We start from the raw sequence: 19,003 nt of genomic DNA on the forward strand, positions 1-19,003 counted from the left end.
GTTTAATTAATTTTAATTTAGGCGATCGCCGCAATCTGGGCGGCGGCTTCAGACCCGACAACATCCTCCCTGCAATGGTTTGGGGGCGCTTGTCGCCCCCTGAAGATTATTGGTGCCAACTCATGAGAATGTTGTTTTATAAGTGACAACAATAATTCCACTTCGCTGCTAGTCATGCTAATTTTCCCAGGCAGCCTCCTGGCTAAAAGACGTTGAAGTTTGGCAGTGAGATTGGTTAGCGGAGTAACTTTTGATTGACTGTGGCTCGCGCCCTCTAACGGCGCAGAATCTTCGTTAACTAACTGGCGCTGCAACCGTTTGGCGATCGCTTCTAATTCCTGAATCTGGTTACGCCGCTCGATCGCCGCTAACCACCGCTTGTACTTTGGATTAGAAGGCTTACCCAAGTAGCACCGTTGTTTGACCTTCTTATCCTGTTCCTGCATCAGCTTGTAATAGTGATAAACCTTACCCCCTGGTCGATTGCGAGCACTAAACCGGGAAATCCACACGCGCTCCGGCGCTACTTCTCCTTCTGTTTGTAGGAGTTGGATCTGAGAGCGGATGTGCTGGATTCTTTGCTGGATGGGGTTCATAGACTGGTTAGCGGAGACAAATTTATTTAGGTAATTTAACTATACTACCTCCGCTAACCAAATGTCAAGAACCAGCTACAGGCTATTTAAACCTCCACTAATTTTTTAAGCAAGGCCGCGATCGCGGCCTTTTTTGGGAATGAAGTTTTAATTAACTATGGAAACTATAACAACAGCCGAAAAAATCGCCCGTCTCAACGATCAATTGCGTCAAGGAGATACAAAAATTGGTGAAATTCGGATCACTCGAACTGTAAAAGCTCTTCCTCACGAACAGCAACAAAAGTTACTGCAATTGGTAAAAGATTTTAACAGTTTTGAGGCAGGCAACGATCCCTACGGAGAACGAGATTTCCTTACCATTAAACTTGGTGGCGAAACCTACTTTGCCAAAATTGATTATTTTGACAAACAAGCTTGGCTGGAAAATAGAGAAGTGGGTTCAAATTTTCCCGAAGATCCCGATCAAACTTGGAGAATTGCTACTCTAATGAAATCGGACGAGTATTGAAGATGGGGAGTAGGGGAAGAGTGCTAATTTGCTCTTCCTCAAGTCCTTAATTAATTAATATAATTTGTAGCAGATTCCCCTCATTAGGAACTATCCCCATTAAGAAAGAGCTTTTCGAGAATATTTACTAGGCTTTTTTTGGGTTTAATACTGTCTGAATTGCCCGATCTAAAAACTCGATAAAATCACTAGGATAAGTAGAAAATTGATTCTTCCTCACCTTGGATTTGAGAGGTGTCGAGTTATAATGTTTGGTGTAAGCATCGTCAGCAAAAGATTGAATCAGTTCAATTTGACTAGGGTTAACTGTAATTCCCAAGACTTTAATACGTTCAGGCACTGTCCAAGTTGCTTTTTCTCCATTACTAGGAGAGCTACCATTTTGAGCAATAGATACTAGGCTTTTTTCTGAAGTTTTAGATTGTTCTGTATCTGCTATTGCAGTGCAATCGTTACTGCTACCATTTTCTAAAATTCCTGCCTCTGTCAAATATTCTTCTAAGATGGGAATTATAGAGCGATACCACTTCAATTGATTACCGCTCCACTTGTTTGTCGAGGAGGTAGCCAGTAAGGAAATACCATGAGTTTTACCCGCTTCTGTCAGTATCCAAATCCGCTTGGCTTCGTTGCGCTCTTGATATCCCAATACCACTAGAGCTTTATTGACGACATCTGGCTTGATTTTTAACTCTAAGCTGTCTGTGAGCACCGCTGCTAGTTCCGTCACTGTCATCCCAACTTCTGTCAGAGGAGAAGCTGCGCCAATCAGTTGTTTTGCAGTCTCTGCTATCCCTCGCAATTCTGGATACATTGATGCCAGTGAGTTAAACTTGAACTGGGCGATCGCGGAGGCACTTAATCCGGTATCTTGTAGCCAAGCAGTCAAGTGGTCAATTGTCTCTATAGCAGCAGCAATTTCTTCGGAAGTGGGCATTTTTGCAGTTGGAGAATTCATAAAAGAAGTTGGGTACGTGCAAATAATAATAATTATCTCCCCATACTTATGAGGCTGAAAGATATTGAAATCAAGCATACCCTAAATTATCCCCTAATGCAATACTCAAGCCCTTTCTAACCTAACGTCTTAGTATGTCAAACTTGAATACAACTAAAATACACCTAATAAATTAGTGTTATTTCATTTATTAACTTTTGTATAAATTTCAGCTACCGCTGATGAGTGTTTGAAAAATAGTAGAACAAACCTACTCTATGATTCAAACACTGGTAAAACCAAAGAATTTTCAATTAACTTCTCAACAAAACAATGCCCTCCAACTCATCGAACAATTTCTCACAAGTTCTAAACGGGTATTCGGGCTATTTGGATATGCAGGTACGGGAAAATCCACCCTTGTCAACCTCGTCGCAGAACAATTAATCAGCGCTGGAAAAAGAGTCGCTTTCACCGCTCCTACCAATAAAGCAGTAGGCGTATTGCGACGGATGGCTAATGAAAAAGGACTCATAGGAGTAGACTTTATGACCATCCACCAACTACTAGGATTAGCTCCAGTCAAACAGGGGCAAAATAAAATCCTCAAACAAGTTTCTCCTTCTTTCCTTCACCTATACGACACCATCTTTCTTGATGAGTGTAGTATGGTGACAACAGAACTGTGGAATATCATTCAAGAAAGAATTGCTAATACTTTGCTCCTGGGCAGTAATCGGCAACTTATTGTCATGGGCGACCCCGCACAATTGCCTCCTGTTAATGGCGAAATAGAAGAGAAAAAATCTCAAGCTTTCAACATCCCTGAAAAAGCCATTTTAACAGAGGTTGTTAGGCAAGGTGCGGGTAGCCCTCTGCTAGAATTTATAACAGCTTGCCGCACGGCTGTCAAGAGCAAAAAAGCATTCCAACCCTTCTCCAAATTCAGCTTTGATAAAAAAAACGGAGCTTTCCTAGTCAGAGAAGAAACGCTGTTGAAATATGCCTTAAAAAAGTTCTCTTCTACTTTCCCTCAAGACCCCGACTGCTTTCGCATCCTTTGCTACACTAACGAGCGCGTTGCCTACTGGAATAGCAAAATCAGAGCTAAAATTTACGGTAAAAATGCTCCCAGATTTATGATGGGGGAGAGGTTAATCAGTAAAGCTCCTGTTATTGCTCCCGACGGCAAAACTGTCATCCTGTCCACATCAGCAGAAGTAGAAATTGCCGAATTTAAAGAGGATAGGTACTCTGGGTATAAAGCTTGGAATCTTCAGGTTAAAACCGATGTAGGCGACCTCCGCCAAATCTACATCCTCCACGAAAGTGACACTCGCCGATTCCAACAGGACAATGCTAGGTTACTGCAAAGTGCTAAAAGCAATCCAAGCTTATGGAAAGCATGGTATAACCATTGTGAAATCTTTGCAGACATGAGAAATTGTTGGGCAATTACTGTGCATAATTCTCAAGGATCTACCTTCACGGAGGTGGGAATTGACAGCAGTGATATCGGCAGGAAAGTTGCTACTAAATTGCTGTATCTTGCTCAAGTTTTTCCTTGTCAAAAATCTCAATTTATTAAAGAATACCGCGACAGTATTCGAGCGCACAATCAGCTTATGTACGTGAGTTGTAGTCGTGCGAAGCAGCGGGTTTTTGTTACTAAGTAAGCCTAGTTTATATTGGCTGAATGGCACTTTTAGAGTTTAAGGGCGATGCCTGGGGACTTCGACGGTTCCGGCTGAGCGCGAGCCGTCGAACGCTGGCTACTCCTACTTGCTTGCAGTCTGACAAGACGATCGCCCTTGGAATGTGCTATTTTTTAATCGTACTCAAGAGCGATTAAAACAAAGCAGGGAGTACATACCAATACAGAACTAAAAGCTGAGAAAATTGTTAGGTTGCGATCGCACTCTTTATCTCACCAAAAAAGTTGCACAACTTAAAAGAGTGCCACACAGACGGAATTAGTGTCAAAGTTTCCCAGAGGAGGGTATGAGTTTAACTAGAGCAATTCCAGAACTGGGTCAGCTAGTCAAAGTGCGATCGCGCCAATACGTCGTCACCGAAATCCGGCCCACTGCCATACCTGTTAATCCCATGCTACCAGGGTTACAGCAGTTGCAAAACCTGGTGATGCTTTCCTCTGTGGAAGATGATGCTTTGGGAGAAGAATTACAGGTAATCTGGGAATTAGAACCGGGGGCTTTTATTCGCGAACGGATGGAACTACCGCCACCTACAGGTTTTGATGAACCCGCTAAATTAGACGCTTTTTTGGATGCGGTACGCTGGGGGGGCGCTTCAACTGCTGATATTCGTACTATACAATCTCCCTTTCGCAGCGGTATTGATATTGAAGATTATCAGCTTGACCCCGTTGTGCGTGCCATTCAAATGCCCCGCGTTAACTTACTAATTGCTGATGATGTAGGATTAGGGAAAACCATTGAGGCGGGATTAGTCGCGCAGGAGTTGACAATTCGCCATCGTTGCCGCCGTATTTTGATTATCTGCCCTTCAGCGCTACAAATTCAATGGCGTGACCAAATGCGGGATAAATTTGGTTTAGATTTTCGGATTGTGGATAGTAACTTGATGAAGGAGTTACGGCGTTCTCGCGGGATTCATGTTAATCCTTGGCAGCATTTTCCCAGATTGATTACCTCGATCGATTTTATCAAGCGCGATCGCCCCCTGCGTCTTTTTCGCGAACTCCTCCCCGCCGAAGGCGAACCCCTCTATCCCCGCCGTTTTGACTTGCTGATTGTCGATGAAGCACACAACGTCGCACCATCCGGCGGCGGAAAATATGCAGTTGACTCGCTCCGAACCACTACAATTAGATTATTAGTTCCTCATTTTGAACACAAATTATTTTTAACCGCAACTCCCCATAACGGTTATCCCGAAAGTTTCACCGCTTTATTAGAATTGTTAGACTCCCAAAGATTTGCTAGGGGTGTTTCTCCTGACAAAAACCAACTGCAAGTTGTCATGGTGCGGCGACTGAAACAGGAGATGCAAAACTGGGATGGTTCGCCTCTATTTCCAGTACGGAATTTAGCACCTATTTTAGTAGATTATCCCGCCGGAGAACGGAGGGCGCACGCAGCTTTAAAACATTACACCGAATTACGCGGTAAAGGTGTGGCAGATAATACAGAAAAGTATGCTACTGAATTTGTTTTAAAACTGTTAAAGAAACGCTTGTTTTCTTCACCCGAAGCTTTTGCGATTACCTTAGCCCAGCACGAAAAATCTTTAACTTCAGCCCGTCGCCGGACTGCTACCACTTTATCACGACCAACTGAGGGAATTTTACGCCGTCAATTAGAGCAAGTTGAAGAAGAATTTGCCGATGATGCGGTTTACGAAGAAGCAACCGATGAAGCAATTACTAATACTAGCAGATTGTTTCGCCCACTTTCGCCAGCAGAACAACAATTATTACAAGAAATGCGAGACTGGGCAGAAGATGCCGCCAAACGACCGGATGCCAAAGCTCAAGAGTTATTGAAGTGGATTCATACTCAGATTAAACCTAATGGAAAATGGTCGAAAGAACGGGTTATTATTTTCACCGAATATCGCGCCACTCAAAAATGGTTGTATAATTTATTAGCAGCCGAAAGATTAATCGAAGGAGACAGATTGATGACTCTTTATGGCGGCATGGTTTCGGAAGATAGGGAAAAAGTCAAAGCCGCTTTTCAAACCGACCCTGATATTTCGCCTGTGAGGATTTTACTGGCAACTGATGCAGCTTCGGAAGGGTTAGATTTACAGAATTATTGTTCTAAGTTGATTCATTATGAAATTCCTTGGAATCCGAATCGGATGGAACAGCGGAATGGCAGAATTGACCGTCACGGACAAAAAGCTCAGGAGGTTTTAGTTTATCATTTTGTCGGCAAAGATTATAAACAAAATTCGGTAACGGGAACTAAACCGGGTGATTTAGAAGGTGATTTAGAATTTTTAATGCGGGCGGCATTAAAAGTTAATAATATCAGAGAAGATTTGGGTAAAGTGGGTATGGTGATTGCCCAGCAAGTAGAAGAAGCAATGTTAGGATATCGGACTACTTTAGATACTAGCAAATCTGAACGGGAATCGGAACCTGTGCGACGGATGTTAAAGTTTGAGCGCAAAGTGAGAGAACAGATTGATAAATTGCGCGAACAATTAAACGAAACTCGCCAGAATTTACGGTTGACTCCTGATAATATAGAATCAGTAGTAAAAATTGGGTTAGAGTTAGCAGAACAACCGCCACTGATAGAAACTCAGATAGTAGGTTTAAAGGGAAAAGCTTTTTATTTACCAGCCCTAAAAAGCAGTTGGGCGATGTGTAGCGAAGGGTTAGCCCATCCCCATACCAAGGAGATTCGCCCCATTGTTTTTGACCCGGAATTAGCCCAGGGTAAAGATAATGTGGTGTTAGCACATTTGAATCATCGGTTAGTACAAATGTGTTTGCGCTTGTTGCGGGCTGAGGTGTGGTCTGGGGAGGAAAGAAAATGCTTGCATCGCGTGACGGCGAGGTTAGTTTCTGCTAGTTCGGGGTTGGAAACTCCGGCGGTGGTTGCTTATGGTAGATTGGTGATTTTAGGAACCGACCAACAACGGTTACATGAAGAGGTGATTACGGCGGGGGGAATGTTGAAGGATGGGAAATTTACCCGGTTAAAAGTGATGCAATTGCAAGGGGCGTTAAATGCAGTTTTACCAGACGCAGCGCCAGATAGCGTTCAACAAAAATTAGCCGAAATTTGGCCGAATTATGCCGATGAATTGCTGAAAACTTTGCAGGCGCGGATGAGTGATAGAACTGCTAGTTTACAACGGGATTTGCAGAACCGGGCTGATAAAGAGGTGGCGGATATTACGGCTATTTTAACTGAGTTAAAGCTTAGTATTGAAAAAGAGTTTGTTGAACCGGAGTTTAAGCAATTGGAGTTATTTAATACGGAGGAAAAAGCACAATTTGAGCGAAATGTCAATAGTTTAAAGTTGAGGATTGAGCAAATTCCTCGCGAGATTGAACAGGAAACGGATCTGATTAGGGCGAGATTTGCTAATCCAACGCCGCGATTGTTTCCTTTGGCGGTGACATATTTAGTTCCGCAGAAACTTGTGAGGTAAATTAATATCAATAAAGGCACTGAAGTGCCTACTACAAACAAGTTCGTAGTAAGCACTTTAGTGCAAATGGAGATAAAACAAATGGCGTACAGCGATTTTAAGTTAAATGAAGTAAGTCAACGGTTTGGATTGACGGTGAATGAAGCGTCGGGAATGTTTGCGGATGTACCGGAAGCAGAATGTAGCGATTTACTGGTGACAATTCTAGGTGAAAATGTTGATTTGGCGGTGGCGATTAATACGGAAAAAGCCCGTTCAGAAATGATTATTACTCCAGTTTTGTTAGAGATAAGGCGCAAATTTAAGGGTCAAATTAGCTTATTTTCGGGGGTGGACTTTACGGTTGATGTCCAACAAGGTTTAAATGGGTTTTGTGATTTTATCATTAGTTCATCGAAAGAACAGTTATTTGTTCGCGCCCCGGTAATTACGCTGGTGGAGACGAAGAATGAAAACTTAAAATCGGGGTTGGCGCAGTGTATTGCGGAAATGGTAGCAGCACAGTTATTTAACGAACTACAAGGAAATCAAATTAAAAGTATTTATGGAGTCATCACCATCGGCACGATTTGGCAATTTTTAAAGTTACAGGATAAAGTAATTTCGATCGATTTAAGCGAATATTATATTAAGGATATCAAGAAAATTTTAGGTATCTTAGTCAGCGCCATTCAACAGCAATAAAAACCCCACTCCCGACTCCCCACTCCCGACTCCCGACTCCCGGTAGTCCTGCATAAGTAATGATGAAACTCCATATAACCCTATCTGTGTAGGGATTGAGGGAGCAAAAATCCTAACTCTTGCACCACTCCCTACTCCCCACTCCCCACTCCCCATTACCCATCATGTCTACCGCACGTCACCACGCCGAATGGTTATCTCTGGTTGAAGCTTCCGGGCCTTTTTTAAGTTTACCCGTATTGCTGAAAGTGTTTCCCAGTGGGTTAGATGCCCATGACTCGGAACATTTTAAGCTGTTACGGTTAGCCTATGAAGAATGGCAGGATAATCAACTGGGGGCGCGTCCTGAAAAAGCGATTCATCGCGCTTGGGTGGAATTTGTTTTGCGGCAGACTTTGGAATTGCCGGAAGAGGTATTGTTAGAAGGGCAGCGCATTCCGCCTGGGTTGCAAACCACTGTTGCAGAACAGGGCGAAACTCTCCGGCCAGATTGGGTAATTGTTAATCCTCAAGAAACACCCAATACAGGGACACCCCGGCTATTAGTTCAGATTGTACCTGCCGAACAGGATTTGGAGAAACCTTTGGCAGGACAACGCTGGAAAGCGAGTCCGGCGACTCGGATGATGGAATTATTGCACGCTGCTAATGTGCGGTTGGGATTGGTGACAAATGGCGAACATTGGATGTTAGTTAATGCGCCTAGAGGGGAAACGACGGGTTTTATTTCTTGGTACGGGACGCTGTGGTTGGAAGAACATTTGACGCTGCGGGCGTTTCGCAGTTTGTTGGGGGTGAGGCGGTTTTTTGGGGTGGATGACTCGGAGACGCTGGAAACCTTGCTAACTCAAAGTGTCACAGACCAGCAGGAGGTTACAGACCAACTGGGGTATCAGGTGCGTCAGGCGGTGGAGGTGCTGGTACAGGCGTTAGACCGCATCGACCAGGATAGAAATCGCAGTCTTTTACAAAATATCTCGGAAACTCAGCTTTATGAAGCGGCGCTGACGGTGATGATGCGTTTGGTGTTTCTGTTTTCAGCCGAGGAACGGAAGTTGATTCCTTCGGCGGGGGGAGAAGCGCTTTATAACGAATATTATGCCGTTTCTACGATCGCGGCCAAGTTACGCAGCGATGCGGATAAGTTTGGCGAGGAAGTGTTGGAACGCCGCAGCGATGCCTGGTGTCGCTTGTTGGCGACGTTTCGCGCTGTGCATGGGGGAATTCGCCACGATTTGCTGGATGTTCCTGCTTATGGGGGGAGTTTGTTTGACCCGGACAGATTCCCGTTTTTGGAGGGGCGAGTGCGGGGAACTCGCTGGCAGGAGATTTCTGCTGAACCTATCCCGGTGAACAATCGGATTGTGTTGCATTTGTTGGAAGCGTTGCAAATTTTGCAAATCAGAGTGGGTGGGACGCTGGAACCGCGCCGACTTTCGTTTCGGGCGCTGGATATTGAGCAAATCGGTCATGTCTATGAAGGCTTGCTCGACCATACCGCAGTCAGGGCAACGTCTCCGGTTTTAGGATTGATTGGGACGCGGGAACGGGAACCAGAGGTGGCGCTTTTGGAGTTGGAGCGGCTGCAAGCCAAGGGGGAGGAGGATTTGGTCAAATTTGTCAAAGAGCAGTCGAATAAGTCCCCTGCTGCCCTGCGTAAGGCTCTCTCAGTGGGGATTTTGCCAAGGGTGCAGGAGCGGTTGCGGGCGGCTTGCAATAATGATGGGGAATTGTATCAGCGCGTTTTGCCGTTTGCCGGATTGATTCGCCTGGACACGCTGGAGTACCCAATGGTGATTCCAGAGGGCAGTGTCTACGTCACCCAAGGTTCAAATCGTCGGGAAACGGGGACGCATTATACACCGCGCAGTTTAACTGAGCCGATCGTGCAATATACCCTGGAACCGTTGGTTTATGAAGGGGTGGCTGAGGGAAAGCCGAAGGAACAGTGGCGGCTCAAGTCAGCGAAGGAGTTACTGCAACTCAAAGTCTGCGATATGGCGATGGGGAGTGGGGCGTTTTTGGTGCAGACTTGTCGCTATTTGGCGGAACGTTTGGTGGAGGCGTGGGAAGGGTTGGAACGGGAAAATCCGGGTCAGGTAGTGATTGCGCCGGAGGGGACTTTATCTAAGTTTCGTCCTGATGAGTGTCCGATTCCGAAAGATAGTGACGAACGGTTGGCGGTGGCGCGGCGGATTGTGGCGGAACGCTGTCTCTACGGGGTGGATAAAAATCCACTAGCGGTGGAGATGGCGAAGTTATCGCTGTGGCTGATTACGTTAGCGAAAGGGCGTCCGTTTACGTTTTTAGATCATGCCTTCAAGTGGGGGGATTCGCTGGTTGGGGTGAATTTGGAACAGTTGCGCTACTGGAATTTGGACACGACTGGTACGCCTGCTTTGTTTGCCGATAAGATTCGCCGGGAGGTTGAACAGGTAATTGAGTTGCGGCGGCAAATTGCAGCGAAACCTGGGATGACGGCGCAAGACCAAACGGAGAAGGCTTATTTGTTGGCGAAAGCAAATGCGATCGCCAATGATTTGCGCGATGGCTGCGATTTGCTGGTTGCTAGTTATTTTAATGACTTGTCTGAGACGGAGCGAGAAGGGTTAAGGCAAACGCTGTTAACGGTGTTTCGGGATGGTGCAAGTGTTTCCGAACGGATGCGTCAGGTGCTGCCTGATTTGGAGAAGTTGCGTCCGTTTCACTGGCATCTGGAGTTTCCAGAGGTGTTTTTGGATGATTCAGCACCCAAGGGGTTTGCGGCTTTAGTGGGGAATCCTCCGTTTCAGGGAGGGAAAAAGATTACGGGTGTACTCGGCACGGATTATCGAGATTTTCTGGTAGAAAGAATTGCCAATGGAAAGAGAGGAAATGCTGATTTATGTGCTTACTTCTTCTTAAAGGCGCAACAGTTACTTAGTTTTAATGGAGGGTTTGGTTTAGTTGCAACAAATACGATTGCTCAAGGGGATACCCGTGAAGTAGGTTTAGACCAATTAGTTGCTAATGGTTGTGTAATCATCCGTACTGTTCCTAGTCGGAAATGGGAAGGAACTGCTAGTTTAGAAGTCGCTTATGTCTGGTTACGAAAAGGTAATTGGCAGGGGAAGTTTATTTTAGATGAAAAGCCTGTTGATGGAATTACAGCTCTTTTGACAACTCTGGGTAAAGCTGTAGGTAATCCTCATCGGTTAGTAGCTAATCAGGATAAATCTTTTATTGGTTCGTTAGTGCTGGGTATGGGTTTTGTCTTGACTCTAGAAGAAGCCCAAGCATTAATTGAAAAAGACCCTTGTAACAAAAATGTTTTATTTCCTTATTTGAATGGTGAGGATTTGAATTCTCGCCCAAATCAATCTCCTAGTCGTTGGGTGATTAATTTTAAGGATTGGCCGTTGGATGCTGAACATGACGATCCGAAAAAGCCAAAGGGCAAACCTTATGCGGTTGATTATCCTGATTGTTTGGCAATTTTAGAAGAGAAGGTTAAGCCTGAGAGAGAGATGAAAGCTGCTGATGTCGCCGCCGCCGCATGGTGGCAATTTTGGCGAATTCGTGCAGAACTCTATGATGCGATTTCAGATTTGGATCGGGTAATGGTAACTGCCCGTGTCAGCGCCCATCATTTTCTCGTACCTGTACGAAAAAATCAGGTATTTTCTGATCGCTTAGTTGTTATTGCATCACAAAGCTTTTCTGACTTTGCAATCCTTTCATCTTCGTTGCATGATTTATGGGCGCATAGACCAGGCACAACTACTCATGAAACTCGGAATACTTACTTCCCACAGGAATCTTTTGAAACCTTCCCTTTCCCCTCATCAACTTCAAACCTAGAAGGCATTGGCGAAAAATATTACACCCACCGCCAATCCATCATGCTTTATCGCCAAGAAGGATTAACCAAAACCTACAACCGCTTCCACAACCCCGACGAAACCGCCGCCGATATTCAACAACTGCAAGAATTGCACGTAGAAATGGATAACGCCGTCGCCGCCGCCTACGGTTGGCAAGACATAGACTTAGGGCATGACTTCCACGAAACCAAACAAGGATTGCGCTACACCATCAGCGAAACCGCACGGCGGGAAGTGCTAGATAGACTCTTGCTGCTGAATCACGAACGCTACGACGAAGAAAAAGCCCAAGGGTTGCACGATAAAGGGAAGAAAAAGGGGAAAAGTGGGGGGAAAACTGCTAAAAAACAGGTATCATCTGAGGGACAGTTAAGCTTATTTTGATTAGCAGATGAAACAAACGTTCGTAGTAGGGACTTCAGTCCTTATCGCACTAAAGTGCTTACTACAAACGTAAAATGTTCGTAGTAGGGACTTTAGTCCCTCTAGCACTAAAGTGCTTACTACGAAATTTATTCTACTTTTAGCCCACTGCATAATCACTCAATTCCCGCATGAAAGGAGGATAAAAACCTAACACAATATCTTGTTTTGGTACACCAAAATTGACTAAATCTGCTGCAATATCATGTTCTGTTGAATTGTAAAAAATCCAGATTTTCTCATTGCGAATATCAAGATGTATTATACAATCATGCACCCAGCGTTTATGCTGCCAACCCAGATGCACAATTTGATAGTGATTTCGCTGTGTATCAAAGATAGTTTCAACTTCAATATCACCATAAGCTGGCTTAATTTCTGCGTAACCCATCAATAATTGCTGTACAATTTGCTGATAGTTGGTTAATTGATCCGTTAGTTTTTCCATTGTGAAATTTGCTCCAGTTCAATGTCGTAAATAATCAATTTTACGGAATTTTCTTGCAGCATTGATGCTGGAAAATCAAGTTGAAAGAAGCTGTTATAGATTAAATCGGGTATGGCTAAATAGAGAATGCGATCGGGTTCTTCACGACGCAATGCAGCCCGATAGTTAATAAACTGCCCCAGTGCTGTATGAAACTCAGAAATTGCCGATGCACTAGCTAAAAAACTTTTGACTTCCACCGCAATTTTCTCATTTCCTCGCTCTGCTGCCAGTAATCGTTCTGCCCCCAAGTCAATTTCCATATCTACACCGCCCACTTTAATTTTAAGTGGATCGTGAGTAACATTCCACCCATCCTTAGTAAGAGCCGTCTTAACAACTTGATGAAAACGATCCTTAGCCACAATAGACGATTTAATATAAAGGTGCAATTTAAAACTATCACATTTAGTGAAAGATTGTGCGTTAAGCGTAGCCGTGACGCACCCTACGTATTTAAATGTGGTATTATGCTAAAAGGCTAAATTGCTAATTTATAAATATTACGAAATATTGCAATGTTATGAATATTATCCAACTCCCTGCTATACTACCTGGCAACTTAGACCTCGCAGCGATTAACGAACAGTTAAAAAATCGCGCCGCCCAACTAGATTGGAGTAGCGTCATTTCTGCCAACGAACAACATTTAGCAGTTTTATTAAAGGATCTTAGCTTAGATGATAGCGATGTCATCGACTTAGAAAATCCTACCATGTCCGATAACATTGCTCAAAAAGTTGTACATTATTTCAATACCCATCCAAATATTGAAGACAATACCCATCCAAATATTGAAGACAATACCCATCCAAATATTGAAAACAATTCTCCTTCTATTTTACCAACCATAAGTTATTATCAAATTCGGGCAAAATTAGAAAAAGCAATATTAAATGATTTACTCGGCCCAGCGGGAGGAGACTATGAAGAGATAGACGAAATGCGAGTTAGCGATCGCTACCTCGTCGGATTAATCGCACCTAGCGATCGGCATATTGTACCCGAAGAACTGGAAGAAACGCCCGAACAAATGGATGAATTAGCCATTTCCGGTAGCGGTACTTTAGAAGAAGGCACAACCGAAAGTAACATTCTCCCCGCCGAGAAAATGTTTCCCTCCGCAATTGGCATGACTTTTTGTGTTGATGGAAATGCCAAAATAATTAAAGTAAAAGCAGGGTGGGGACAATACGAAAGAGAGAAAAGCGAAAGCGCCCAAACTTCGACTGGCGAAGCAAAAACCTTGTGGCGACGCTACCCGATTCGAGGAACCTCACCGGATATTATCTTAAAAGTAGGTACGATTAATCCTTGGCAAATCGATCCAGAAAAAGCAGTATTTGTTCAAGGTCAAATTCGTCAACAGCATCAAGATTGGATCGTGACTCTCTTCTTAGTTAATGGACAAAAAGAACCGGAAATTAGACGCGATAGCGCTTGGTTATTTCAACCAGAACTAAGCGTTGAATCTGCCGACCCCAATTATCCCGATATTTTCATTAAACGGCGACTGAAACGCCAACTCGGTAAACTCAACCCCGTCTTATTTGCCGAAGAACAAGCAATGGCGATGCAGTACCGCGACTGCATAGAATTTGCCGTTGGACACGGGACAGGCGTACACGCAGAACTTTTAGGCGGAAAGTGCGATCGCGAAGCCAGCCAAAGGCATCGGGCTATCCGCCTTGCTACTAAAGTCGTCCCCGCCTACGAAGTTCCCCAAACTACGCCGCCAACTATTGAGGAAATACCGGGACTGGCGGGATTAATTTTAGATATGAAAGAACTAGCAGAAATTCCCGATTTATCAACTGCTTTAAGTTCTTTAACTATTGCTTATAGTGAATGGATTACCCAACAAAATGCGAAAATTGCCGACCCCGCCGCCGATTTAGGCGATTATCAGGATGCGGCAAAATCGGCATTGGCAAATTGTCAAATAACTTGCGATCGTATTCACGCAGGAATTGACTTATTACAAACAGATTCTAACGCCACTGAAGCCTTCCGATTTATGAATTTGGCAATGTGGCAACAGCGGATTCACTCAATTTATGCAGAAAATAAACGGCGCGGCGAAGCCAGCGAATGGGATAATATTGATATTCCCAAGAATCGCACCTGGAGACCGTTTCAGTTAGCTTTTATCCTGCTAAATCTTCCCAGTATCACCGAATTAGACCACCCAGATCGATGTCATCCCACAGATGCGATCGCAGATTTACTTTGGTTCCCCACTGGCGGCGGTAAAACCGAAGCCTATCTAGGATTAACAGCCTACACCATTGGACTGAGAAGATTGCAAGGAGATATTGCCGGACGTTCCGGCGCAGCAGGCGTTGCTGTCCTCATGCGCTACACCCTCCGCCTCTTAACATTACAACAATTTCAACGCGCCACAACCTTAATTTGTGCCTGTGAAGAAATCCGCCGTCAAGATGAAAATAAATGGGGAAAAGAACCGTTTAGAATTGGGTTATGGGTAGGGATGAAAACCACACCAAACCGAACCGAACAAAGCAATGAATTTCTCAAACAAAAACTCGGACAATACCAACCCACTAGCAGCGGTTCCCCCCATCAATTAACTAACTGTCCTTGGTGTGGTTCTCAAATTGACCCCGGCAAACAACATATTAAAGTAGAATCCTTTGCCAAAGGACAAGGACGCACTTTAATTTACTGTGGTGATAGTTTAGGGAAATGTTTATTTACCCAAAAACAATCTCCCACCGAAGGTTTACCCATCGTAGTTGTAGATGAAGAAATCTATCGTCGTTTGCCAACATTAGTGATAGCAACTGTTGACAAATTTGCCCAAATGCCTTGGAATGGTGCTGTACAAATGCTATTCGGACAAGTAGACGGATATTGCACCCGTCACGGTTTTCGTTCTCCTGAAATCGAAGATACAAACTCTCACCCCAGTAAATACGGACTCCCCACTGCTAAAACAATTCCTAGCAATCCCTTGCGCCCGCCAGATTTAATTATTCAAGATGAATTACACTTAATTAGTGGCCCTTTGGGAACCCTAGTCGGACTCTATGAAACCGCCGTAGATCGACTTGCATCCTGGGAAGTTAACGGTAAAATAGTTCGCCCAAAAGTAATCGCTTCCACTGCGACAATTAGACAGGCGCGTGACCAAGTACATAACCTATTTTTGCGCCAAGTGCAAGTTTTTCCCCCCCAAGGTTTAGATATTCAAGATAACTTCTTTTCCTGTCAGCGTCCGCCTTCAGAGGATTATCCAGGTCGGCGCTATTTGGGGATTTGTGCCACAGGAAGGCGATTAAAAGCAGCATTAATTCGCGTTTATACGGCAGTATTGGCAGCCTCTCAATATTTGTTTGAAAAATATGGCGATTCTGTTGACCCTTGGATGACCTTAGTGGGTTATTTTAACTCCATGCGGGAATTAGGAGGAACCAGGCGTTTAGTGGATGATGACATTCAATCTCGCTTAGGAAAAACCGACCGCCGAGGGTTAGCAAAACGTCTGAGGCTGGAAGTAGAAGAATTGACCTCGCGCAAAAATTCTACCGATATTCCCATTGTATTAAATTGGTTAGAAACTCCTTTTTCTTCAGAGAAGTCCAATAAAAGTAACAAGCGCAAACCCTTAGATGTTTTACTAGCTACTAATATGATTTCTGTGGGCGTAGACGTAAAACGTTTAGGCGTAATGGTAGTGACAGGTCAACCCAAAAACACTGCTGAATACATTCAAGCGACCTCGCGGGTAGGGCGAAGTTTCCCCGGTTTAGTATTTACTGTTTATAACTGGGCGCGACCGAGAGATTTATCCCATTACGAGCAATTTGAACATTATCATGCTACCTTCTATCAGCACGTTGAAGCCCTCTCAATTACTCCTTTTGCCCCCCGCGCCCTTGACCGAGGATTAGCTGCTTTATTCGTTTCCTTAGTGCGTTTGGCAGGTAGCGAATTAAACGCGAATGATAAAGCTGGTAGGATTTCTCGCCATCATCCTTATGTGGAAGCTGCTATGAATGCGATTTGCGATCGCGCTTTGGCATTAGGCGATACTAAAACCCGCGATTTAGTAAAACAGGAATTAGAAACTAAATTAGACTATTGGTTAGCAGAAGCAGCGAATACGACGGGAGGAAAAGTATTAGGATATCAGACCAAAAAAGATGGGGTGACAATGGGATTATTAGAACAACCAGGACAAAGCAATTGGCAATCATTTACTTGTTTAAATTCCTTGCGAAATGTTGAACCGAATATTGGATTAATTTTAGACGATCGCATCCCCGATGATGACGATCGCCCCACCCAATCAATGAGTGAAACTACCCCAATAGATTTAGACTTGTAGGGGCAATCCCCCACGATTGACTTGTCAGATGGGCGGACGCGCCACCGACACCACCGCTAGATATTTGCACAAATCATTTAGGTTCGCCATATATTAGTTAATACAATGACCACCAATCAATTCCCTTCTAAAAACAAAGTTGGTGAACTCCGACCCAGCCAAATTTTATTCTCTTCAGGCATTGGTTCTATTGTAGATTTACCCAACTTATCAACTATGGTAATGGGATTAGATGATTGGGAACTCACTCACGCCTCAGAATTAGGAGAAGCCCGGTTACTAGCAGCAGTGCAAAAAGAAATCGGTAATCAAGTCAAAAAATTGCTAACGCCGCCTATATCGGAATCAAACAATACCATCCCTAACTTATTTGATGAAAGCGCCAAAGTAGGAATTCCCGTCTCACCTTTCCCCACCTGGGTAGTTTGTCCCCAATGTCGATTACTCGCCCCTTTAAAATCGGGACTATTTGAGTTAAAACGCGATCGCCATCGACCCGACCAAAATCGCTATATTCATAGTAATTGTCGCACATTTTCTCCAACAGTTATCCCTGCCAGATTTTTAGTAGCTTGTCAACACGGACACTTAGATGATTTTCCCTGGCACTACTTCGTTCATAGAGGTAGTAGTAATTGCAAAGGTTCTCTGCGTCTCTATGAATATGGCATTTCTGGTTCTGCTACTGATATTGAAGTAAAATGCGATAGTTGCGGTAAATCTCGCCGACTGTCCGATGCCTTTGGCGAACTTGGTAAAATGAATATGCCTCAATGTCGCGGTCGCCATCCCCATTTACGCAACTTTGCAGAAGATGGATGTACCAAACAAATGAAAAGTATCTTACTCGGTGCATCCAATAGCTGGTTTCCTATCACCCTTTCCGTACTCTCAATTCCCACTACTATTAATCAACTGGGGCAACTGATTGATAAACATTGGTCGGTGTTAGAAAAAGCTATTACAATTGACATTTTAGCTGCTTTCCGCCAAATCGGTCAACTCAAAGAATTTGCTAAATATTCAGATGCCGAAATCTGGAAAGAAATTTTACAAAAACGTCAAGAAACAGGTGAAACCGAATGCCTTGACGTGAAAGATATCAAAACCCCAGAATGGCAAGTTTTTTCTAATGCCGATACCAGTTTGAATAGCGCTGACTTTTGGTTAACACCCGTCACCGCCCCTGATGGTTACGAAGCTTATTTTGAAAAAGTTGTCTTAGTAGAACGCTTGCGAGAAGTTCGTGCTTTAGTTGGTTTTACACGCATCGAATCTCCTGGTGATTATGCTGAAACAGGAGAATTACCCGAAGAATACTGGGCTCCTTTGAGTCGTTCTGAACCTACATGGGTTCCAGCTTCAGAAGTGCGCGGCGAAGGTATTTTTATGCAGTTTCAAGAAGAAAAACTACAAAACTGGTTATCCAGTACACCTGGATTAAAAACTTACGAACAACAAAGCTTAGAAGCCCATCGTCGTTGGCGCAGGGCGCGTTCCTTAGATCCTGATACTAATTTCCCCGGTATTCGTTATATTTTACTTCATTCCTTCGCTCATGCTTTGATGCGACAATTAGTAATAGAATGTGGTTACAATGCTGCTAGTTTGCGGGAACGCATTTACTCAAAAGATCCGAAGGAAGATAATGGCCCAATGGCTGGTATCTTGATTTATACAGCCGCACCCGATAGCGAAGGTACACTAGGGGGATTAGTCAGTTTAGGGGAACCAGGTACTTTTGGCCGTCATATCGACCAAGCTTTAGAACAAATTGGTTTATGTGCTTCTGACCCTTTATGTGCGGAACATAGCCCCTTACAAAATACAACTTCTTTGCATTGGGCGGCTTGTCATGCTTGTTTGTTTAGTCCTGAAACATCCTGCGAACGGGGAAATAAATATCTCGATCGCACTTTGTTAATTCCTACTATGAATGCTGATTTATCTGAATTAGCTTTTTTTGAGTAATTCTATATCTAAAGTTGAGTGACAAG

Annotated in this window: 12 protein-coding genes; 8 read left to right on the plus strand and 4 right to left on the minus strand. The window is 44.0% G+C overall.

Translation table 11 applies throughout. From position 1 onward, the window contains the following. Positions 1-17: 17 nt before the first annotated feature. Positions 18-596 (minus strand): hypothetical protein, encoded by a 579-nt coding sequence (locus tag OSCIL6407_RS0129960; RefSeq protein WP_007354259.1) that lies wholly within the window; start codon positions 594-596, stop codon positions 18-20. A 157-nt stretch (positions 597-753) separates the two neighbouring features. On the opposite strand from OSCIL6407_RS0129960, the gene OSCIL6407_RS0129965 reads away from it, so the two are divergent. Further along, positions 754-1,107 carry a DUF3768 domain-containing protein gene (locus OSCIL6407_RS0129965; RefSeq protein ID WP_019488128.1) on the plus strand — a complete coding sequence of 118 codons (354 nt, stop codon included), beginning with the start codon at positions 754-756 and terminating at the stop codon, positions 1,105-1,107. Positions 1,108-1,234: 127 nt separating this feature from the next. On the opposite strand, the gene OSCIL6407_RS0129970 is transcribed toward OSCIL6407_RS0129965, so the two are convergent. Next, positions 1,235-2,065 (minus strand): hypothetical protein, encoded by an 831-nt coding sequence (locus OSCIL6407_RS0129970; RefSeq protein ID WP_026103902.1) that lies wholly within the window; start codon positions 2,063-2,065, stop codon positions 1,235-1,237. Positions 2,066-2,322: 257 nt separating this feature from the next. Between OSCIL6407_RS0129970 and OSCIL6407_RS0129975 the strand changes: the two genes are divergently transcribed. From OSCIL6407_RS0129975 to OSCIL6407_RS0129990, 5 genes are all read left to right on the plus strand, one after another. Then, positions 2,323-3,720 carry an ATP-dependent DNA helicase gene (locus tag OSCIL6407_RS0129975; RefSeq protein WP_019488130.1) on the plus strand — a complete coding sequence of 466 codons (1,398 nt, stop codon included), beginning with the start codon at positions 2,323-2,325 and terminating at the stop codon, positions 3,718-3,720. A gap of 20 nt (positions 3,721-3,740) precedes the next feature. Further along, positions 3,741-3,896 (plus strand): hypothetical protein, encoded by a 156-nt coding sequence (locus tag OSCIL6407_RS35805; RefSeq protein ID WP_155523450.1) that lies wholly within the window; start codon positions 3,741-3,743, stop codon positions 3,894-3,896. Positions 3,897-4,045: 149 nt separating this feature from the next. Continuing rightward, entirely contained in the window at positions 4,046-7,198 is a 3,153-nt protein-coding gene (gene drmD / locus OSCIL6407_RS0129980) for a DISARM system SNF2-like helicase DrmD (RefSeq protein ID WP_007354264.1), read from the plus strand. Between the two features lie 81 nt (positions 7,199-7,279). Then, positions 7,280-7,882 carry a hypothetical protein gene (locus OSCIL6407_RS0129985; RefSeq protein WP_007354265.1) on the plus strand — a complete coding sequence of 201 codons (603 nt, stop codon included), beginning with the start codon at positions 7,280-7,282 and terminating at the stop codon, positions 7,880-7,882. 164 nt (positions 7,883-8,046) lie between these two features. Then, entirely contained in the window at positions 8,047-12,129 is a 4,083-nt protein-coding gene (locus tag OSCIL6407_RS0129990; RefSeq protein ID WP_007354266.1) for an Eco57I restriction-modification methylase domain-containing protein, read from the plus strand. Positions 12,130-12,268: 139 nt separating this feature from the next. Here OSCIL6407_RS0129990 and OSCIL6407_RS0129995 read toward each other — a convergent pair whose 3' ends face one another. After that, on the minus strand, positions 12,269-12,616 hold the full coding sequence (locus OSCIL6407_RS0129995; protein WP_007354267.1) for a XisI protein: 348 nt from the start codon (positions 12,614-12,616) through the stop codon (positions 12,269-12,271). Continuing rightward, positions 12,604-13,020 carry an element excision factor XisH family protein gene (locus tag OSCIL6407_RS0130000; RefSeq protein WP_007354268.1) on the minus strand — a complete coding sequence of 139 codons (417 nt, stop codon included), beginning with the start codon at positions 13,018-13,020 and terminating at the stop codon, positions 12,604-12,606. The genes OSCIL6407_RS0129995 and OSCIL6407_RS0130000 overlap by 13 nt, the downstream gene beginning before the upstream one ends. 158 nt (positions 13,021-13,178) lie before the next feature. Between OSCIL6407_RS0130000 and drmA the strand changes: the two genes are divergently transcribed. Together drmA and drmB are read left to right on the plus strand one after the other, a co-directional pair. Continuing rightward, complete coding sequence (drmA, locus tag OSCIL6407_RS0130005) at positions 13,179-17,006, plus strand: DISARM system helicase DrmA (protein WP_007354269.1); 3,828 nt, start codon at positions 13,179-13,181, stop codon at positions 17,004-17,006. 105 nt (positions 17,007-17,111) lie between these two features. Then, positions 17,112-18,977 carry a DUF1998 domain-containing protein gene (gene drmB / locus OSCIL6407_RS0130010; protein WP_007354270.1) on the plus strand — a complete coding sequence of 622 codons (1,866 nt, stop codon included), beginning with the start codon at positions 17,112-17,114 and terminating at the stop codon, positions 18,975-18,977. Positions 18,978-19,003 lie beyond the last annotated feature (26 nt).

Source organism: Kamptonema formosum PCC 6407 (assembly GCF_000332155.1).
In the GTDB taxonomy this organism is placed as follows: Bacteria; Cyanobacteriota; Cyanobacteriia; order Cyanobacteriales; family Microcoleaceae; genus Kamptonema; species Kamptonema formosum.